2 protein-coding genes are annotated in these 21,958 nt (G+C 36.7%); both read right to left on the minus strand.

Annotated elements, in window-relative coordinates:
• Positions 1–527: 527 nt before the first annotated feature.
• Positions 528–10,736: an SLAP domain-containing protein gene (locus tag AAA926_RS02345; RefSeq protein WP_338211732.1), complete on the minus strand. Its 10,209-nt coding sequence runs from the start codon at positions 10,734–10,736 to the stop codon at positions 528–530.
• Between the two features lie 489 nt (positions 10,737–11,225).
• Entirely contained in the window at positions 11,226–21,680 is a 10,455-nt protein-coding gene (locus tag AAA926_RS09850) for an SLAP domain-containing protein (protein WP_198179408.1), read from the minus strand.
• Positions 21,681–21,958 lie beyond the last annotated feature (278 nt).

Raw genomic sequence — 21,958 nt, forward strand, 5'->3', positions numbered from 1 at the left:
TCCTTTCTCGAAATTATGATTACATATTAATTGTAAGTCCTGTTATTTTTACTGTCAATTTAGTAACACTATTATGCATTTTAATAGGTAATGAAATTCAAAAAAATATAATATAAAATAACCTTAATTTTAAGTTTTATGCTGATTCAATAAGTATAATATATATATAAATAACAATAATTTAATCAATAGAAATAAAATGTTTATTTTAAATATAAATTAATTTTACTGTTTTTATAAACATATTTATATATAATATACAAAATATAATTTGTACTATATATACATGAATATGTTTGTGATCTGATTAACATAGTCAATTAAGTAAATATAACTTTTTTCGGACTTGCTTAGATATTTAGATAGTATGGAAGATATGCCTGCTAGAGTTTTTCTCGCAGAAAAAAGGAGGAGACTCAGCCCCTCTTTTTCTAAAACTATAGATGATTTGAAAATGCAAAAGAAGTGCCACAAATGTGACACTTCTTTTGTGATATTTAAGCTGTAAATTCTAGAGTTTTTAATAATTAAAAGTTTGCTTTCTTAACGAACCTCCCTTTACTTAATGTGTAGTATTTTTTATGACCAATTTTGACTGGATTACCGTATGTATTCACGGATTTACGCTTCTTGAGTACTTTCTTGCCTAGACGATGACCATACTTATTGTATATATAAGCATTATGCTTCAGCTTTAATTTCTTGGCATCAATATTACCACTAGCTATATAAAGTCCATCAGGCAAAGCATAGTATTTCTGACCATTGATTGTCTTCTTACCAGTAGTTTCAACAACTGAACCTGCATTGAAGATCAGCTTATTTGCACGCCTGCCGTTTTCATCATAAAGGTAAGCATTATGCTTTAAGCTCTTAGCAACAGTGACAACAGGTTGTTCAGTAGTATTGGTATTCGTTGGCGCAACTTCTTCATTGGCTGATTTTGCAGAAGTTACTATCTTAACATTTGCGGCTTTGACGAAGCGGTTCTTACCAATAGTAAAGTATCTCTTACCACGGATCTTAACGACTGCGCCATAGGTATTTAGCAGTTGACCCTTCTTGTAAACGCCTGTCTTCTTAACTCGCTTGCCAAATTGATTGTAAATATAAGCATTGTGAGTCAATTTTTGCCTAGTAGCCAATACATTTGCTGTAGCAACAAAGTACTTCTTATTCTTAGCACCTTGATCAACTAAGACGTAGTATTCTTTACCATTGATCGTTTGTGTGCCATAAACAGTAACTATTGAACCAACACCTAAAGTGATCTGGTTAGCACGCTTGCCATTTTCATCATACAGGTATGCATTATGCATCAATTTGACTTGTGATGAATCAGACAAATCAACATCATCACCATTTTGAGGCTTGTCTTTACCTGCATCAACTGAGCCAGTTCCTGGTTTATTTCCAGGTCCTGGAGTTACTGTAGAACCGCCACCAGTGTTTCCACCGTTGCTAATGTTTTCAGTGTTTCCACCATTACCATTATTATCGCCGCCGTGAATAACCTTATCAATTGTTGTTGGATCGGAGCTATCCTGATGAATGACATCTATACCGTTATCACGATTCTTGTCAATATCGTCTCCGCTACCAGCGTGATCTATCTTATCTTTGGCATTATCTTTTTGATGATCAATCTCATCCTTGATCTTTTGTTTTTCATCATTAGTTAAATCACTGCCATCTTGGTGCTTGCCCTTATTATTGTCGACATCTTTTTTGGCATTCTTAGCAGCATCATCAACGGCACCCTTAGCAATTTCTTTTTCGGCTTCAAGCTTATTCTTTTGAATTTCATCATAAGAATTGCCCTCCGTGTTTTTATGTTTATTAAAAGCATTTTGGATTGAAGAAGTATCAGCGTTATCACCAAATTCTTTATGAATTTTATCGATAGCTTCTATTGCTTTATCAGCAACTTCCTGATCAGCTTTCTTCTTGCTGGCATCAATTGCCTTATTGACCTCAACTTGAATATCACCTTTAGCTGTGTTAGCAGCCTTGTCAATATTAGTCTTCTTACCGGCAGGATCATCACTAGGAGCATTAACTTGATCAATTGCTTCGTTACCTTCTTTAACATGTTCATTAACATTATTAATGAGGTCCAACTTAGTTTGACTATCGATATCTTTATTATTGATAATCTCAGTTTTAGCCTTATCAGCAGCGTTCTTAATTTCTTCCTTAGCTTTGAGTTTGTTCAAAGCTGTAATGCCTTGATTGTATGCAGAACTAATATCCGGAATATTGTCAGCTTTGTTGATATCGGCAAGACCTGCAATTATATCTTTAATATAGTCTTGATAGTCTGAATTTGCTCTCTGGTCACTAGTTAATTTATCATATTCACTTTGTAAACCATTAGTGCCGACTGTAGCATTCTGTTTATCTTTAACAACCCATTCAGAAGAATTCTGCCAAATCTTATCAATGCTAGTTCCAACGTGATCCTTATCTTTCGGAACTGTATCAAGGTCAGTAATAGCTTCAATGTTTTTCTTTTCAGTATTATAAGCATCATCGATAGCTTGGTTAGCTTCCTGCTTTTCGGAATCGGTTAACTGAGATTTGTTAATGATATCATGAGCCTGATTCTGCTTTTCTTTCAAATAACCTTCTGCCTTGGTTTTAGCACCAGCAAGAGCTGCTTGATCAATAACACTTGAAGTACCAGGCATCTGTTCTCCAGTTGTAGGATCTTTATAGCCATTCTTGGCCTTATTAACTATAGCTGCAGCATCTTGTTTGACATCATCAGCGGTCCTGTCTTTACCATCTTTTTTATCAGGAATATTATTAACATCAGTCTTACTCTTGTCAATGATATCCTTGATCTTTTGTCTTTCAGCTTCTTGATCTGTTCCTGACAAGCCAGAATCTTCAATCTTCTTATTAGCTTGATCCTGGATATCTTGTAACTGCTTAATAGCATCTTGCTTAGCTTGATAGATATCCGCTCTGTTCTTAGCTACATCGTAAACATTATCTACGCCTGCTTGACCGAAGTTAAGTGCTTCATTATTTTCTGGAACACCCTGTTCGATATTAGCCAACTTCTTCTTTGCGGCTTCTAAGTCAGACTGAGTTGGGTTATCAGGTAATTTGACACTGCCAATCTTGTCTTTAGTGTTTTGCACTACTTGATCGAGCTGCTTTTGCAAATCAGCCTTTTGATCATTAGTTAAATTAGTAGCAACTGAACTAATATCACCTTTATTTTTGACATAGTCATCGATAGCTGCAATCTGCTTGTTCTTTTCAGCTAGCAGATCGCTTGGCAATTTAGCTTGGTCGATGGCCTTTTCTCCGGCTCCTTCAATATCATCTAAATTGTCAGTATCTTTAGCACCATAAATGTTGCTGGTTGCATTTTGCAAAGCAGTATTGATAGCACTTTCACCTTGACTAATTTCATTAGCATCAAGATTATTGCCTTGCAGACCCTTCTTTACAGTTTCTGCATAGCCCTTTAACTTATTGATAGCGTCATTCTTAGCTTCATAACGGTCAGTTAAGCCAGTAATCGCTTTTACACCATCTTGTGCAGCCGTATTCATAGCATTATTAGGGTCTTGTGCATCATTTTTAGCATTTTGAATGATTTGAGCAGCTTTATCACGTTCAGATTTGATCTGTTCTCTCATTTGCTCAGCCAGATCTTTATTGTCCTTAGCAATTCCGTCTGCCGCAGCAGAAGCCTTATTGACGGCATCTTGCAGCTGAGTTAAAGCATTGGTCAATGATTCTTCTTTACCAATATCAGTACTGATATTATTGAGATCATTGTTGTTCTGACTCTGGGCACCAGTCAAACTATCCTTATCTTTGGCTGAGTTTATCCTGGTCTCACCATCTTTACGAGCCTGATCAATTTTTTCTTTTAAATCATCATATTGGTCTTGACCCAGTTTCTTATCAGCTAGGTCTTGATCAATCTTTTGTTGTAGCTTGTCTGCAGCATTTTTCAGATCATTTTTTGCTGCAACTTTATCATTGGCAAGTTGAGTATCCTTGCCTGTCTGCTCAATACCGTTAATAGCATTTTGGCCTTCATCTTTAGCTTTATTGACTTCATCGGTATTTTTAGCCTGATCAATTTTGTCTTTGGCTTTGTCACGCTCGTTATTGATTGAATCCTTGTCGTTAGGATCATTTTTACCAGCATCAGATGCTGCTTGATCCAAATCTGATTTAGCCTTGTTTTTGGCAGCTTGCAGCTTAGCATCTGTCAATGCCTGATTAATGTTGACTAAGCCCGCATTCTTTTCGTTTTCAATTTGATCTTTAGACGCTCCGCTGACCTTAGCAACAGCACGATTATATGCGTCTACAGCTTGTTTTGTGAAAGCAGTCTTTTGATCGTCAGTTAAATCATTCAGTCTATTAATTTGATCACGAACTCCAGCAAGATCGTCCTTCCCGTCTAAAGTATCCTTTAGCTCTTGCAGTGCTTCATCCCGTTGATTTCTAATCTGATCAGCTTGCTGAGAGGCAGCAATATCAAGAATGTTTTGTATGCTTTGAATAGTGTTGCCTTTGATCTTATTAACAGTTGCAATATCACTGGCAGCATTAATGTCATTTTGACCAAGATTCGTAACAGCTTTGACTGCGTCCTGATCTTTCTTATTTGTTAATTGGGTATTTGCTTTAGTACTTGCTTCATTAATTGCAGTTATTGCGGCAGCTTTGGCAGCAGCTAAGTCTGCACCTGTTTCTGCCTTATTAATAGCAGCTATTGCATCTTTAGTATAGCCATCTACCTGATCTTTATTAGTAGCCTTCTTAACGTTTGCAATTGCTGTGGTGGAAGCCTGCTGAATAGCATTGTTGGCCTGATCAAATACGTCCTTAACTTTTGCCTTATCATCATCGTTAAGTCCATTATAAATTCCTTGCAAACGTGAAGTGGCATTAGCTGCAGCAGTAGAAATTTGATCAATTGTGCTGTTCTTATATCCTTCAAGGCCATTGCCTTTGGCAGCAGCCGCGTCAATTGCCAGTTCACCATTTTGTTCTGCAAGATTAGAAGCTGGGATATCTTCTTGCTTATCGACCTTATCGACATTAGCCTTCGCCTCATCACGAGCAGCTTTAATTCCAGCAATAGTGGAATCCTTCACAGCTTGAGTAATATCGGTTGAGTTGCTAATGCGATCAATAGCTTTTTGAGCATAATCATCAAGTTTTTGCTTGTTAATAACTTTATTAATGTTTAAATCACTGATGACATCATCAATAGCTGCTTTGCCTTGTTGAGCTGCTTGGGTAACTTGTTGGATAGAAGATGTACTTGCAGAGTTAATATTCTTGACTGCTTGATTGTATTGCTCGTCAACTTTAGCTCGTAAATCGTTCTTATTGGCACTTGTAACTTGATCCATATTGCCAATTTGCTCTCTAATTTTGCTTCTCTCAGTAAGCAAGTCATTTAGAGCTTGATCCTTGGCAGATTGCAAGTTTGCAGCTTCCTGAATCTCAGTCAGTTTCCTAGTGCCATTGGTAAGAGCAGTATCAATATCGTCTTTGCCTGCTGCTTGAATAGCCGACTGAGCATTATTAAAGGCATTTGAGATTTGGTTATAGTAATCGTTCTTTTCGGTAACGCTTAAATTAGGATCAGTAGTTATTTGGGTATTCGCATTATCGCGAGCTTCTTTTAGTTTATTAATAGCATCCTGACGCTGTTTTGCTAAAGCTTGTGTGGCTTCGTTATCCGAGATACTGTCAACTATACTTTGGATACTCTTTTTGCCTTTATCCGCATCATTATTAATATCTGAAACATTAAAGTCGCCCGTTACAGCCTGAACAGCTTGATCATAGGCATTGTCAATCTGGTCTAATTTATCTACCCAGTCTTTGTCGTTAAGTGATTCTTTATCATGAGCGGTAGAAATGGTCTCTCTGGCTTCATTCTTAGCAGTTTGTAAATCAGATATTGCTTTGGCACGTGCTGCAGAAACCAGAGCATCGTTCAAGTCCCTGGTAATATTGTTTTCACCGTCCTGAACAACAGATTTGATACTGTCTTCATCTTGAGCTGCAGCAATCTTATCTTTAGCTGATTGTGCATCCTGATCAATCAAATCTTCATAGTGCTTTTTGTTTGATTGACTGAGTTGACTGTCAGGTATGCTTTCAATCTTAGCTTTAGCAGCCTTTGCTGCATCATCAACTGCTTGTGAAGCTTTTGCCCGTGCATCTTTGATCACACTGTTACCCTTATTTTGGGCATCAGCGACTATACTGTCTATCTTTCCTTTGGCTGTTGTAACAGCATCATCAACCTTTGAAGGGTCAATGCTGTTTAAACCGTTAATACTGTCATCTGCAACTTTTTTAATTTGGTTATGATATGAATCCTTTTCGGCGTCACTGAGATTTGTTATAGCATCAATAGCTTTATCAGCATCCTGTTGTTTCTGCCTAATCTGTGCGGCAGCATCAGTTAGTTGATTATTGCGTTTACCTAACTCTTGCTGCTTAGTCAACAGATTGTTAAGAGCTGTAATACCATCATTTCTGGCTCCGTCAATTGCTGCAAGTGAATCAGCTTGATCAACCTTCTGAGTATATCCCAGTGGATTAGTATTATTACTTAAAATCTTCTGAGCCTGCGTTTTAGCATCATCAATATTCTGAGCAGTTAAACCAGGAATATTGCTGATTTGATTTTCAACATCTGCTTCAACATCGACTAACTTCTGCTTGGAGATTGCTTTAAGCACATTCTTTTTAGCAGTATCCTCTGCAGTTGCAACTGCATTAGAGTCAGCAGAATTATCAATACTTGCCAAACCGTCACTAATTGCTTTGGCGATAGTGGTGGTTGAATTAACCGACAGACTATCCTCGATAGTAACAGCATATCCTGAAACTTCAGACTTAGCAGCAGCCTTATCAAAAGCAGTTTGCGTTGCTGCTACTCTTTGATCGATACCTGTAACATCTGAGGTACCATAAATTGATTTATTAGCATCATAATTTGAATCACCCGGTTTGGCAGTAGCTACTTTAGCAGCATTATCAATTGCATTTAAGTAAGCTACTTGATCTGCAGGAGCAAGACCAGAATTTTGGACTCTCTTCTTAGCTGCTGCAGCTGCCTTATTAATAGCGTCTGCTTCCTGATTTGCGTAAACTTGTTTGATTGCTTCTAGACCATTTGAACCGTCAGGATCGTCACCATTGATGACTTTATGTACGGCATCATTTAAAGAATCCTGAATATCAGTCGTTTTGTCACTATGCTTGGCAATTTCATCTTTGGCTGCTGCCTGTAATTTCTTAATTGCAGCGATAGTATTCTTAAGAGCGTCAATGGTATCTTGAGCTTCTTTTTGGTGATTTTTGACTGAAGCTTCATTAGTATCTTTATCGATGTCACCTTGAGTAGCGACGATTGCATCCGGACGTTTCAACCTGTCAATTAAGCCATTGACTTCATCTTTTTCTGTATTATTCAGGTTAGCATCTTTAGCAAGGTCAGCTATATCAGATTTTACTTGACCGATTTGCTGGTTAAGACCTGTTTTCACGGTGTTCTTATAGTCAAGACCAATCTTGTCAATTGCCTTTATTCCGTCATCCTTAGCTTTAGCAACATCAGTACTATTTTGTGCTGCCTTAACTTGGCTAATTGCACTATCCCTAGCGCCATTAATTGTCTGCGATTGTGAAGGATAGTATCCAGCTTGCTTGCTTGCTTCGTTATTCAGAGCATTGATGGCACTAGTCCTATCAGTTTCAACTTGAGCCGAATTTTGTGCTGCTGTAATGGCATCATTAATAATCTTTAAAGCATCATTTTTGCGTTGATTTACTTTAGTAATTGAGTCTGCACTAGGGTCATAGACTGAAGTTGACTTGTTAGCACTATTAATGGTCTTGGAAGCAGCAGCAGCAGCCTGAGCCAGCGCATCATTAAATGCCTTATTCTGATCGGCGGTCAGATTATTTGGCTTATTCGTTTTAGCAGTATTAATTGCATCAGTAATTGCCTTAGCTGCTTGATCACGGACTTCACTCAAGGTCAAAATATCCAAATTCTGTCTGACAGGTTTTGAAGTATCAGTTGGATCATAGCCAATGAAGTTAGCACTAGGTGATAATTCAATACCATAATTTTTATTAAATTTGACAGTTTGATCTGCCGGAATGGTAAAGGTAAATGAACCATCATTGTTGACCTCAGCAGCATACTGGGTTGGCAGCGGATTTAGTGAGCTATTCTTAGAGTCTCTATACGTATCATCAGTTGCAGCATAAGGATTGGGAACTCCATGATTCTTATCATCCTTATCTGGCCACGGAATTTTTTTGCCCTTATCGTCAATAATATTGGCGGCAATATAAGCTTTAGTAGCTACCGGCATAACCAAACTAAACGGATTCTTAATGTTTTTTGGATCGCCTTTAAGGTCATCTGGACCATCTGTATCAGGGTTATAACCTATTACGCTTCCTGCAGCACCTGTAATAGTATTTGATCCATCGTCATTTCTCTTGACAGTCACCTTGCTAGTGTCAATATCCAGAAAGCCACTTGGGTTGGCAGGAATAAAGGCAATATTGTTATAGCCAAAGTTCTTACTATTATTGAAAGCTCTTTGAATAATATCAATAAAGAGATCGTCAAAAGTTTTATTGCCCTTAGCAGTTTCAGTTAAAGATTCTTTCACATCGGTTGGTAATTTATCATAATCAATACCAGCATTCGTTACATTGGTTATTAATTCCTGTAATTTTTCATTATTTAGAGGCATTTTCCCATTCAGCAACTCAAGTTTGTCTACAAGAATGGTTCCTCCCCGTTTTTTTCTAACATTTAAAACATGAAATGGCGGTAAAGTGACTTTGTCAATTCCAAGTCCCAAGCCAGTAAGATCAAATTGTTGCCGGACGTTAGTTATAGTAATGTTATTTGTACCAATAATACTGGTGTCAGGATTTTTGTTAGCCTGCGCATTCAGAATTAATGAAGTAGGGTTATTGACAATTAAGGTACCACCCTGAACGTCTACTAATGTAATAGCTCCTTTTCCGGCACCCGTCCCGGCACCTTTTCCAGGACCTGCAGGTTTGGAATCGTCAAGACTGATGTTAAAAGCACCGTTTTCAATATCTGCTTTACCCTTAACTAAAACTAATGTTCCGCTATAGTCACCCATATCGTTACCAGTGACATTCAAGGTCCCTTTTGGTCTAATTGTGAAATTACCAGCATCATAAATAAGGTTACCACTGTCTGCATCACTAATGTTACCGTTAGTAGTGACATTTACTGTACCATTAGTTCCAATATTAAAACTGGAGTCATTATCCTTTAAAAATATAGCCCTACATTTGTTGCTATTGCGACTACCTTGATATGGATGTGAAGTAGAGTTATCGCCCATAAAAATATTTATCGTACCCGAAACATCTACTTTGCCCTTACCTTTAATGTAAATGACGGAGAATGGATACCAATGTTCACCATATGTTCGAGAAGCGTCATAATTTACAAGGGGCGTGAGATTAACAACGGCACCTTGATCAACTTTAACAGAAACATTATCACCTGTCATTTCGATCATACTGCCACCATATGTTGAGCCATTAAATACACCATCTACAAATTCAACGCTGCAATTTTTGCCATTGAACTCAAATAATTGTTGGTCGTTAGACTCAGTTGGTCCACCATTATAAGGTGTTTTAATCGTATTTATATGATTTGTACCATAAAAGTAGATGTGAGTATTTGCTTGAGCATATATTAACTGTGAACCGTAATAATCAACATTTTTAAATCTAATATTGACATTAACATTTTGGGAACCTCCCGTTCCAGAAAGTCCATAAGTGGAAAGAACGCCCCAATAGTCTGCACTCCATAACTCTAAATTTTCATAAGTTATGTCTGTTGAATTTCTCTTATCACAATCAGGATGATTCTGCTTAAAATCAATTTTATATTTTGTAGTTCCTGCGGATTTGATTAATAATTTCCTTCCCGGAACTGTAGCTAAAGTAGTATGCCAGCCATTACTGTCGGCAGAAATGTTATTCATGATATCGATTTCGCTGACGCTTGCATCACTATAAGCATTTTTTAGCTGTGTCCAATTTGTGACCTTTGCAACTGTACCAGTAGTAGCATCCCTCTTAGCATCTTTATCGACTAATGTGGGAGTCTGAGAATCAGTTTTTCCAGCACTATTTGTTTTTGAATTATCCTGATCTGTTGCACCATCAGCTTTAGCTGGATCCTTTGTGGCACTTTGATCCTTATCAGGAGTCTTTGCATTGTTATCAGCAGTATTCTCCTTGTCTTTTTGACCATCAGTCTTGGAATCAGTAGTTTTAGCTGTAGAATCCTTGGTAGAAGTGGTTGAATTTTCAGTATCCGTACTCTTTAAAAAAGAACTCAGACCGGAAAATGTACTTAAATTAGCATCTTCCTTCTTCGAACTCGTTTGTTTATTTGCGTTTGCAGAATCTGCTTTGTCTGCAGTCTGATCAGATTCAGTCTGGGACTTATTCGTTTCAGAACTAATTTCTTCCTTTGCAGGATCAATAGTGTCAGCCTTGGCAGTCTGGCTATTCAGGCCAAAGAATGTAAAACCAAGCAAAACAGAAGCAGCACCAATTGTCAATTTTCTAATTGAGAAGTGGTCCTGCTTTGCCTGCATTTCCATTTTACGAATTCTTTCCTTATTGTTGTTTTTACCTAACATAAATTAATCCTTTCTCAAAAATCATATTTACAGCAATATTCTAGTTCCAGGCATTTTTATTGTCAATATAGTATTTGATATTTACTTGTTGCAAATAACTTATATTTAAAAAATAAACTATTTAATTTATAAAATAACTTATATTTTATTATAAAATACACTTATATCATATTTAATTAGGATATAAAATAACATTAATAAGTTTTAAAAAAACAATAATTTTTGAATATTTATGTATATAAGAAATATTTCCAATAATTAATCTTTTCATATATTTTTATATACTATACAGTAGTTAAAACACTTTTTACTATATATGAATATTTTTATAAACCTTATACTAACTTGATTTGTGGGATTAATTTTAATATTTGAAAAAACACTATATAAAAGAATAGTTATATACTATGAGTTTTAAAAAAGCGCAAAAAAAGTGCCGGAAAATGTTAGAAATAACATTTTCCGGCACTTTATTTAAGCTATTTCAATTTAAAAGTTAGCTTTTTTAACGAAACGTCCTTTTGAAATAATGAAATATCTCTTGCCGTTTATCTTGACTGAATTACCATAAGTCTTAACTGACTTACGTTTCTTCAATACTTTCTTGTTTGCACGATGACCATATTGGTTGTAAACATAGGCATTGTGCTTTAACTTCAACTTCTTGGCATCGATATTGCCGGCTGCAATAAACATACCATCTGGAAGTTCGTAGCAAACCTTACCGTTGACTGTCTTCTTACCAACAGTTCCAACTTGAGAACCTGCTTGGAAGATCAACTTGTTAGCACGGTTACCATTCTTATCATAGAGGTAAGCATTGTGCATCAAAGTCTTTTCAACAGTAACTTGAGGCTTTTCAGCAACTGCACTGGTTGGAACTACTTCAGCCTTTGCAGTACCTACAGCTACGACACCTTTAGCAAAATTAGCAGCTTTAACAAAGCGATTCTTGCCAATGATGAAGTACTTCTTGCCACGAATCTTGACAACTGCACCAAAGGTCTTAATTAGTTTGCCCTTCTTGTATACACCAGTCTTCTTTACCCGTTTGCCAAATTGATTGTAAATATATGCATTATGCTTCAGCTTACGAGTTGAGTGATCAATGTTACCAGCAGCAACATAGTAGACCTTGTTCTTAGCACCTTTATCAACAAGGATGTAGTAGACTTTACCATTGATGGTCTTAGTACCATAAGTAGTCAAGACTGAACCAGCTCCAAGAGTAATCTTGTTAGCACGTTTACCAGTTTCATCATAGAGGTAAGCATTGTGCATCAGAGTTACATCTGAAGGGTCGCCAATAACACCTTTTCCACCATCATCCTTATTCGTGTTAGAAGTGTTGTCTACAGTTGGGTTCTTTGCTGGTATTACTGGTTGAATTGGAGTAGCTATTCCACCACCATTATTGTTGTTATCACCATGAAGAATCTTATCGATTGTAGAAGTGTCAGAGCAATCTTGGTGGATTTGGTGGATGCCATTATCACGAATATTATCAATATCAGTTACATTCTCAGCTTTATCGATCTTATCCTTGGCATCTTTAGCGTCCTTATCAATCTGCTCATTAATCTTATTCTTATCAGCATCAGTGTAATCAGTGCCGTCGTCATGCTTCAGATGGTTGACTTTATCTTTAGCAATATCAACTGCATCGTCAATTGCGCCTTTAGAAATTTCCTTATCAGCGTTGGTCTTATCAGAGTTGATACCATCTTGCGATGAACTATGAACATGCTTGTTCTTTTCATAAGCATCATCAGTCTTAGGCGTCTTGCTGTCATCACCAAACTCATTGTGAATCGTATCTACCGCATCACTATGGTTCTGGGAAATTTCGCTGTTAGCGTGAGAAACATTCGGATCACTTTCAGCATCAGCATCATTAATTACAACATTGATATCATTATGAGCATCTTTGTTAATCTGATCAATCTTATCTTGGTTAGATGCGGCTGTACCATTAGAAGAATCGATCTGGTTGAGCTTGTCCTTGGTGTCTTCAACAACCTTATCAACGTCACCCTTTAGACGATCCTTGGTATTTTCATCCAACTTATCATTCTTATCAATCTTATCTTTAGCCGTATTAGCTTCGTTCTTAACTTTTTGAAGAGCATTCAACTTATTAAGAGAAGTCATACCCTTGTCGTAAGCTGAACTTGCATCCTTAATGTTCTCAGCTTTATTAATTGCTGCAATAGCATTATTAATATCGTCGAGGTAGTCTTTGTAATCAGGATCAGCCTTTTGACCAGAGGTTAATTTATTAAGACCAGCTTGTAAACCAGCTACATCGTCTTTACCTGACAAAGCATTCTTTTGTTCATCATCGAACCATTCACTAGGTTTAGTGCAGATATCATTGATTGCTTTACCAATCTCGTCCTTATTAGTTGGAACATCCTTAATGTTAGTCTTACCATCAATTTCAGACTTCTCATCGGTAAAGGCCTTATCAATTGCTTCAGTGGCTTTTTGCTTCTGATCTGCAGTTAACTGTGAGCCCTTAATAATATCATGAGCTTGAGCACGTTTATCATTAAGTATGGTTTCAGCTGTTGTCTGAGCACCCTTAAGTTTAGCGTTATCGACAATATTGTTAATTCCTGGTACTTCTTTACCATCATTGTCTTGATCTTTAAAGCCATCAACAGTATTGTTAATAATTGTTTCAGCTTCTTCTTTTACCTGCTCAGGAGTCTTAACATTACCGTTATCATCTGTGTCAGAGATATTAATAATCTGATCCTTAGCTTTATCAACGAGCTTTTGTACTTGATCCTTCAAAGGTCCTTGATCAGCAGGAGACATGCCAGAGTTTTCGATATCGTTATTGGCATCTTTCTCTTTCTGCTCAAGTTCAGCAATTGCGTCATTCTTAGCCTTAATAATATCGGCTTTTTGCTGAGCAAGTTTCGTAACTTTGTCAATTCCAGCTTCACCAAAGTCAACTGTTTCGTTACTTTCAGCAACACCTTTTTCAGCCTTATCAACCTTGTCCTTAGCTTTGTCAAAGTTATCTTGGCTTGCGCCTTCAGCTAAAGTAACACCATTAATCTTAGAAATAGCCTTTTTCTTGGCAGCTTCAACTTGCGCCTTAAGTTCTGCGATAGTGTCAGCTGGTAGACCATCCTTATTCTGATCGGTTTGAGCAAATTTATCAATATCACTTTCAGCAGCAGTAGCATACTTGTTGATAGCATCAATCTGTTTGTTCTTTTCTGCAAGAAGCTTAGTTGGTAATTTAGCTAATTCAACAGCGTGTTCGGCATCCTTTTCAATTTTATCTAGATCATCGTCAGCAGATGCTTGATAAATATTGCTAATTCCATTTTGAACTGCATTGTCGATATCAGTTTCACCTTGAGCAAGTTCGTTTTCATCAAGGACATCATTGCCATTTTCATCCGTCTTAAGTTTGTTAAGGTCATCCTTAGCTTTATTAGCAGCATCCTTCAAAGTCTTGATGTGGTCAACCTTATTGCCGTAATTATCAGTCAGACCGGTAATAGCGTTGACACCGTCTTGCGCAGCATTTTCAATTGCTTTTATTGGATCTTTAGCATCATTTTGAGCATTTTGAATGTTCTTAGCTGCTTTAGCACGCTCTTTTTCGATTGCGTCCTTCATTTGTTTAGCAAGATCTTTATCATTCTTGCTTAGTTCGTCAGCTTTTCCATTAGCTACGTTAACTGCATCTGTTAGCTTGCCCAAAGCCTTGTTAACGGCTTCCGTCTTTTCTACATCTGAAGTGATTTCGTTTAAAGCATTATTACCATCATTTTGGGCTTTGTTAATAGTAGTTGGATCTCCAGCTTGGGAAATAGCTCCTTTGGCTTTATCAACAGCCTCTGTTACCTTATCCTTAAGAGCTTTGGCTTGATCGTGATTTAACTTACCATCTTTTTCATCTTTATCTATACGATCGTTGATCTTATCGGCAGCAGTCTGAATTTTGTCTTTAGCAGTTTGCTTGTCTTTAGCTATCTCTTTATCAGTATCTGTACCATTGTCACCGTTGTCACCGTGATGATTGATTTCTTTATTGATATCATCTTTACCATTTTGTTGAGCATTGTTGATATCGTCAGGCGTTTCGGCATGATCAATCTTGTCTTTAGTATTGTCACGATCTTTGTTGATATTAATAATAATATTATCTTTATCATCTTTACTAATAGTATTGTCTTTATTAACTTGATCAATGGCATCATCGGCAGTCTTGTCAACGTCTGCTTTAGCAACATTCTTAGCAACTTGTAGTTTCGCATCTGAAAGAGCTTTATCAATATTATTCTTGCCAGTGACTTTTTCAGAATTGATTTGATCTTCAGTAGCACCTTCAATTCTGATATGTGCTCTATCGTGAGCAGCTTGAGCTTGATCTTTAAATTGCTTCTTTTGATCAGAAGTTAGATCAGTCAGTTTGTCAATAGCAGAGTCAATATCGGCAAGTTCTTGAGCAAGTTCCTTATTAGCAGCATTCTTTTTATCCCAGAGAGCATTATCTTTATCTGTATCACCAGTACCAGAATCTTTGATGTTCTTAATGCTGTTAAGAGCATTATCTTTGATGTCAAGTACTGTTGAACTGGTAGTTGCCGCATTAATATCCGCAATTCCCAAGTTAGCAACATCATCAACACCGTCTTTGTCTCTCTTGTTGGTCAATTTATCCTTAGCGGCTTGAGCGGCATCCTTAACAGCTTGAACAGCGACGACTTTGGTTATTGCTACGTTAGCCGTGTCACCAGCTGAGTTAATTGAATTGATGGCATCGTTGGTTAAGTCACTGATAGCACCTTTGTCATAGGCATTATCAATTGCAGACTCAGCTTGTTCAGCAAGTGCCGGAATATCTTTAACAGCTTTATCGTATGCATCCTTAGCTTGCTTCTTTTCATCGTCAGTTAAAGTATCATATGCATCCTTTAAGTTCTGTAAAGCTTTGTCTCTGGCACCATTAATTTTGGCCTTTGCTTCTCCTTTGGCATTGTCCATATCAGCTTTATTAGCCTTAGCTTCGGCTTGTAAGATACTGGTTTCACCGTCTTTTTCAGCTTTATTAGCATCTTCAACTGTAAGTTGCTGGCCAACTAATGCTTGAGCATCATCACGAGCTTTTTGAATATTTGTAGTGGCTGCACTCTTGTCAGCATCTGACATAGTTGAACTATTGATACGGTCAATTGCTTTTTGAGCATAGTCATTTAACTTTTGCTTATCGTCTGATATTGTCTTGTCTAAGCCCTTTGCTTTGCCCAGGATATTCTCCATATTGGTAATCCCGGCATCACTTTGAGAATTAATCTTAGCAACAGTATTAGAAGTTGGGTCTTTAACTTTCTTGACAGCATCGTTATATGCATTTTGCAGGTCAGTCTTAATACCAGCTTTACCAGCGGTACTGATATTGCCTAAGCCGTCAATAGCTGCATTATCTGTATTGAATTCATGTTGTAAGTCAGTTAGAGCTTTATCTCTAGCGGATTGTAAGTCAGCATTATTTCTAATGTCGTTTAAGTCTTCAATACCTGCATTGTGAGCTGAGTTAACAGTATTCTTATCAGCAGCGCTAACAGCTTGCTTAGCATTATTTAAAGTAGAAGAAATCTGGTCATAGTAGTTATTCTTTTCAGTGTTAGACAAGTTAGGATCTGCTTGAATATGGTCATGCAGAGCTTGAGCTTGATCTTCCAAATCTGCGATCGCTTTATTCTTATCTGCTGCTAATTTTGCTTTGTCTTTATCTTGAGAAACGCTGTCAGCAACTGCATTCATAGCATTGATACCAGTGTTCTTGTCAGTAACAACATCTGCTGGAGTATGGTCATTAGATACAGCAGTTATTGCAGTGGTGTAGGCATTATCAATAGCATCAAGAGCTTTTTCCCAGTCATCGTCAGGAAGTGTACCATTCTTATGAGCTTCATTAACAATTCCCTTGTCATCAGTCTTTGCCTTATTCAATTCTGCAATTGCTTGTGCTTTAGCAGCTGTAACTTGGCCTAAAACAAGGTCACCGTTGATGTTGCTTTCACCGTCTTTTTCAGCAGTATCAATATCATCTTTGTTACTTGCTGAGTTGATGGCATTAGTTGCGGAAGCAGCATGCTTATCAATCAAATCTTTGTAGTATTGCTTGTTACTTGGGCTGAGGTACTTGTCATCAATCTGGTCAATAGCATCCTTAGCATTTGTAGCTGCATCTTGCAATGCTTTAAGTTGAGAGCTCTTCTCCTTATTAAGACCTGCTAAATCTTTGCTTGAAGCAGTGGCCTTAACACTATTAATCTTGTCAATTGCTGCCTGTTTATCAGCTGTGATCTTAGCAGGGTCAGTATCTTTATTGACATTGTCAACACCCTCAGTAGCATCGTCTTTAATAGTGTTAATTAATGAGTTTCTATCCTCATCAGATAAGTTAGGATATTTGGTTTTATCATTAATCTCTTTGATAGCATTGTCTCTTGCCTGATTAATAGCGTTGATAGCATCGTTCTTGTTACCAAGTGAAGACTTATTTATCAGTAAGTTGTTTAAAGCGTCGATACCATCTTTAGTGGCAGTATTGACATCTTCAAGAGTGTTAGTCTTAGGATCATCAATCTGGTCCTTGTAACCAGTCTTGTTGTCATTAGTTAGTAAATCCTTAGCTGCTTGCTTAGCTTTTTCAATATCATTAGCAGTTAAGCCCTTAACTTTTTCAAGTTTACTTTCAACATCTTTTTCAGCTTGATCAAGTTGTTTCTTAGCAGATTCCTTGTAAGCAGCTAAAATAGCTTCCTTTCCGTTAGTAATATCAGTACCAATGTCGCTTGCTGCGGTGTGACCAGCTATAGCATCTTTAGCCGCCTTAGCAGCATCATCAATACCAGCATCTGAATCAACACCAAGGTTACTCTTAGCTTCATCAGCATAATCTTGAACTTGATTCTTAGCAGAGTCCTTGAAATTGTTCCCTATTTTTGTCTTACCATCACTTAAGTTGTCGGTAACCATTTTAATGGAACTTGACTGACCAATTAGACTGCTTGCATTATCAAGAGCTTGGTCAATATTAGAGTCAGATTCTACACCAAGTGCTCCTTTATCGGTCTTAGCAATATCAGTAAGCTGTTTCTTAGCAGCCGTCTTATAGTTGTTTAGGACATTGGTCTGACCATTAGTCATATCGTTCTTGATATCATCAAAATCAGTGTGACTATCAATAGCATCTTCAGCAGCTTTAACGGCTTTATCAATGTCTGTGTTGGATTCAACTCCAAGACCACCCCTGGCAGCTTTAGCATCATTTTCAACTTTAGCTTTAGCTGAAGCCTTTAGTTTGCCTAATATATCATCCTTAGCATGCTGTTCAGTAGCATCTATATCAGTAGCATTGTCAATAGCCTTAAGTTGAGCAGACAAAGCTGGATCAATAACATCATCTGGTGAAGAAATGCCTAAAGCATTCTTTCCCTTTTCAGTATAACCAGCTACTTCGGCTTTTGCTGCTTCTCTATTAACTAGGTCATTAAATGCTTGTTGAATATTTGTAATGGCAGTTGCTGAATTGTCAGGATTATAAATTGAATTCTTGTTAGTCGAAGGATTTTGCAGAGCAACATTCTCAGCGCTATTAATGGCGTCAATGTATTGTGCTTGTTCCGATTCAGTTAAGCCTGACCTATTCACACGACCTCTTGCTTCTTGTGCAGCATTACTAATGTTAGTTTTTGCTTTTGTTTGAGTATCCTTAATAGCATTAGCCTTTTCAGAAGCTTCTTTTGCTTTTTCATAAGCTTGTTTAAGTTTACTTAAAGCATTATTTTTACGGTCGTTAACTGTCTTAATATCGTTAACATCACTTGCATAAATGGAAGTATCTTTTTCACCTGGTTTAGCAATTGCAGCTTCACCGGCAGCTATTGCATTATTTAGTTGTGTTCTTTCATCATCCGTTAAAGTAAGTTGTTCACTTTGAATTTCCTTTAATTTATTTTGAATTTCTTGTGCAGCAGTATTTTGAGCAACTTGCAGAACATCTTTTATTATTGGACGATAATCTGGTGAGTTTGTATCTTTTATTTGCAAAGCCAGTGGATTATATTGAACGAAGTTAGCATCTGGATATAATGTAATCTTATAGTTTTTCCTTAGGGCATCTGTATCAGCCTTTGGCATAGTAAATTCAAAAGTACCATCCTCTTTAACCTCTGCAGCGAAATCATGCTGTAATGGCCTTAGAGATTTATCTGAATAGGTATCGTCTGTTGCTGCATACGGGCTAGGAATTTTCGATTCAGGTGTCCAAACCTTTTCATTTCCGCTCGGGTCCTTAATAAATGCCTGAACATAAGCTTTAGTACCACCAGGAAGAATTAAACCAAATATTCCATCACTACTTTCACCATCAGTTTCTTCTTTGTAATTCAATACACGTCCACTAATTGTACTAGAACCATCAGAATTGTATGTTACATGAACCGAATCAGGATCAATATCTAAGAAACCATCTGGGTTAGCTGGTCCAAAAGCGATATTGTTGTATCCAGGATATTTTGCATCAGAGAAAGCAGTAGTAATAACTTCTTTGAAAATATCATCATATTTTTTATTACGCCAGCCTGGTATCTTTGCTTGAACATCTTTGTAATTATCTAATATTTTTTTAATTTCAGAATAATTTGGAATATCCTTACCATGTTCATCTTTTCCAGTAAGTAGTTTAGCTAGTGTCGTATCATCTAAAGTTGTCTTTCCATTCAATAGTTCCAGATTGAGAACGTTCATATTGATACCATTGGATGTTGTTCCACTATTTTGAACTTGCAAAACATGGAAAGGAGGCAAAGTAAGGTTTTCGTTTGGTTTTGTTGCACCAGGTGGTGTTAATATTTGCCGAACGTTAGTTATTGTAATCTTATTTTGACCAATGATACTTGTGCCTGATGCAGTATTTAAATGACAATCCAAGACTAATGAATAAGGATTATTAACAATTAAGTTTCCTGGTGCATCAACTAGAGTTATTTTCCCTGTTCCTGCACCATAGATTTGAGCATCTTTATTTTGAGCACTAGTTGGATCGTTTTTATCATAAGGATGGTTTGGATCTGCTTCTAGTCTGATTTCGAAAGTACCGTTTTCAATATCAGCCACATTATTGATATAAACCAAAGTACCACTATAATCACCCATATGTTTACCAGTAATTATTAATTTACCATTAGGCTTAACAGTAAAATTACCACCGTCATAAATCAGGTTGTTACCATTATTGCCTGAAATATCACCGTTTGTTGTAACATTAACGGAACCACCGTTTTCAACAGTAAACTGAGCAGATGAGTCATTTAATCTGATGGCTTTAGCTCTATTTCTATCAAGTGTTCCTTGATATGCGTTATCTCCTTTCTCAATTCCGACGTTAATATTTAATTTACCTTTAACATCAACTGTTCCGGCACCTGAAATATATATTGCGTGAACTGTAGATGTATTTTCTGCTGGATCATTTCCTAATGAGCCGTCTGAATTATGTCTTGGATTTAAGGTTACTTTTGCGCCTTTTTCGACTGTGACGTTGCAATTACTGCCCCGCATTTCGATAACGTTACCACCAAATGTCGTACCAGTAAAGTCACCTTCAAAATTGATACTATTATTACTACCTCCAAATTCAAATAGTTGTTGGTTATCGCTACTGCTTGCTCCCCCAGTTTTATACGGAGTATGGATTGTTTCAGCAGTATTAGTTCCTTTAAACGTAATATGAGTATCCGAAGCAGAGTGAACCATTTGAGAACCATGAAATTCAATATTTTCAAATGTCAGATTAGAAACACCAACTTTATCTCCACTATTATCATGAGGCTTATTTGAACTACTATTGCGGTCAGTCATAATAATGCCCCAATAATCGGCGCTCCAAAGTTCGAGGTTACTATACGTTAAGTTAGTAACTTCGGAACTATTATTTCTAATTCTGGGGTGCCAACCGTTAAAGTCTACTTTGTATTTATTCTTACTACCATCGGCATCATAAGATTTTATCAATAAAGTTCTACCATATACGTCTAATCCGTTCTGACCTGATACCTTATCACCTACGATATTATTCATGATATCTATTTCAGAAATACGTTTAGTCTCATCAGGGTTTTGTGCATCTTTATCAAAACACTCTTTATTATCAAGAGCGTAAACAAGCTGATTCCAATTATAAACATGTGCAACCCCATTTATAACAGTTGGAGTGTCACCAGTTTTATCGTCAAGAATCGTATCATCAAATGCTAATTTCTTAGATTCATTAACTTTTGAATCTTGAGTAGTATCAGTATCTTTATCTGAATTAGTATCACCAGCTACATCAGTTGGCAACTTAGTATTGTCAGAGTTGTGATCATCTGAACTAGTTATATCAGTTGGAGTTTTGGCAGTAGTGGTATCTTGATTGCCTTCATCTGATCCGGTTACAGGAGTAGTTGCACTATTGCCAGTTGAATTAGCTGTAGTGGTTTCCTGCTTATCTTTATCTACAGTATTCTTATGAGCTTTATCTTTAGCAGTATCAGCCTTGTCCTTAGCTGCAGTATCTTTCACCTCACTAGCCTTTGAGTCTTTTAAGAACGAACTCAAGCCTGAAAAAGTTGACAAGTCTGTTTCTGTCCTCTTTTTAGAAGCAGTGGCCTCAACCTTAGTTGTATCCTTAGTACTTGTTTCCTTAGTTTCAGTAGTAGAGTTGTCCTTATTAGACTCCTCACTTACTTGTTGTGCAGGTTCAACAGTGTCGGCTTTTACGCTTTGGCTATTCAAGCCAAAGAAGGTGAAACCTAACAAAACAGAAGCAGCACCAATACTCAATTTACGTATTGAGAAATGATCCTGCTTGTCCTGCATCTCCATCTTTCTTAATCTTTCATTGTAATTATTTTTACCTAGCATATTTATCCTTCCTAAAAAGTATGTATGATTAGTATGTTCGAATACTATTTTAGGATTGATAATAGCAATTGTCAATATAATATCTAAGTCAAATATAGTATTTATAAATAACCATACTATAAAAATGGATAAATTTTAAAAATTAAAAAACGTTATAAACATTAAAAATTTTATTAAGCTGTAACTTTTTATACTAAAAATAACATTATGAAGAACATAAAAATTGACTTTTATTTCCTTTTCTGAAACAAATAATTAGTATAAATAATTTAGTGAAA

It is taken from the genome of Lactobacillus juensis (assembly GCF_036246285.1).
GTDB classification, from domain to species: Bacteria; Bacillota; Bacilli; order Lactobacillales; family Lactobacillaceae; genus Lactobacillus; species Lactobacillus juensis.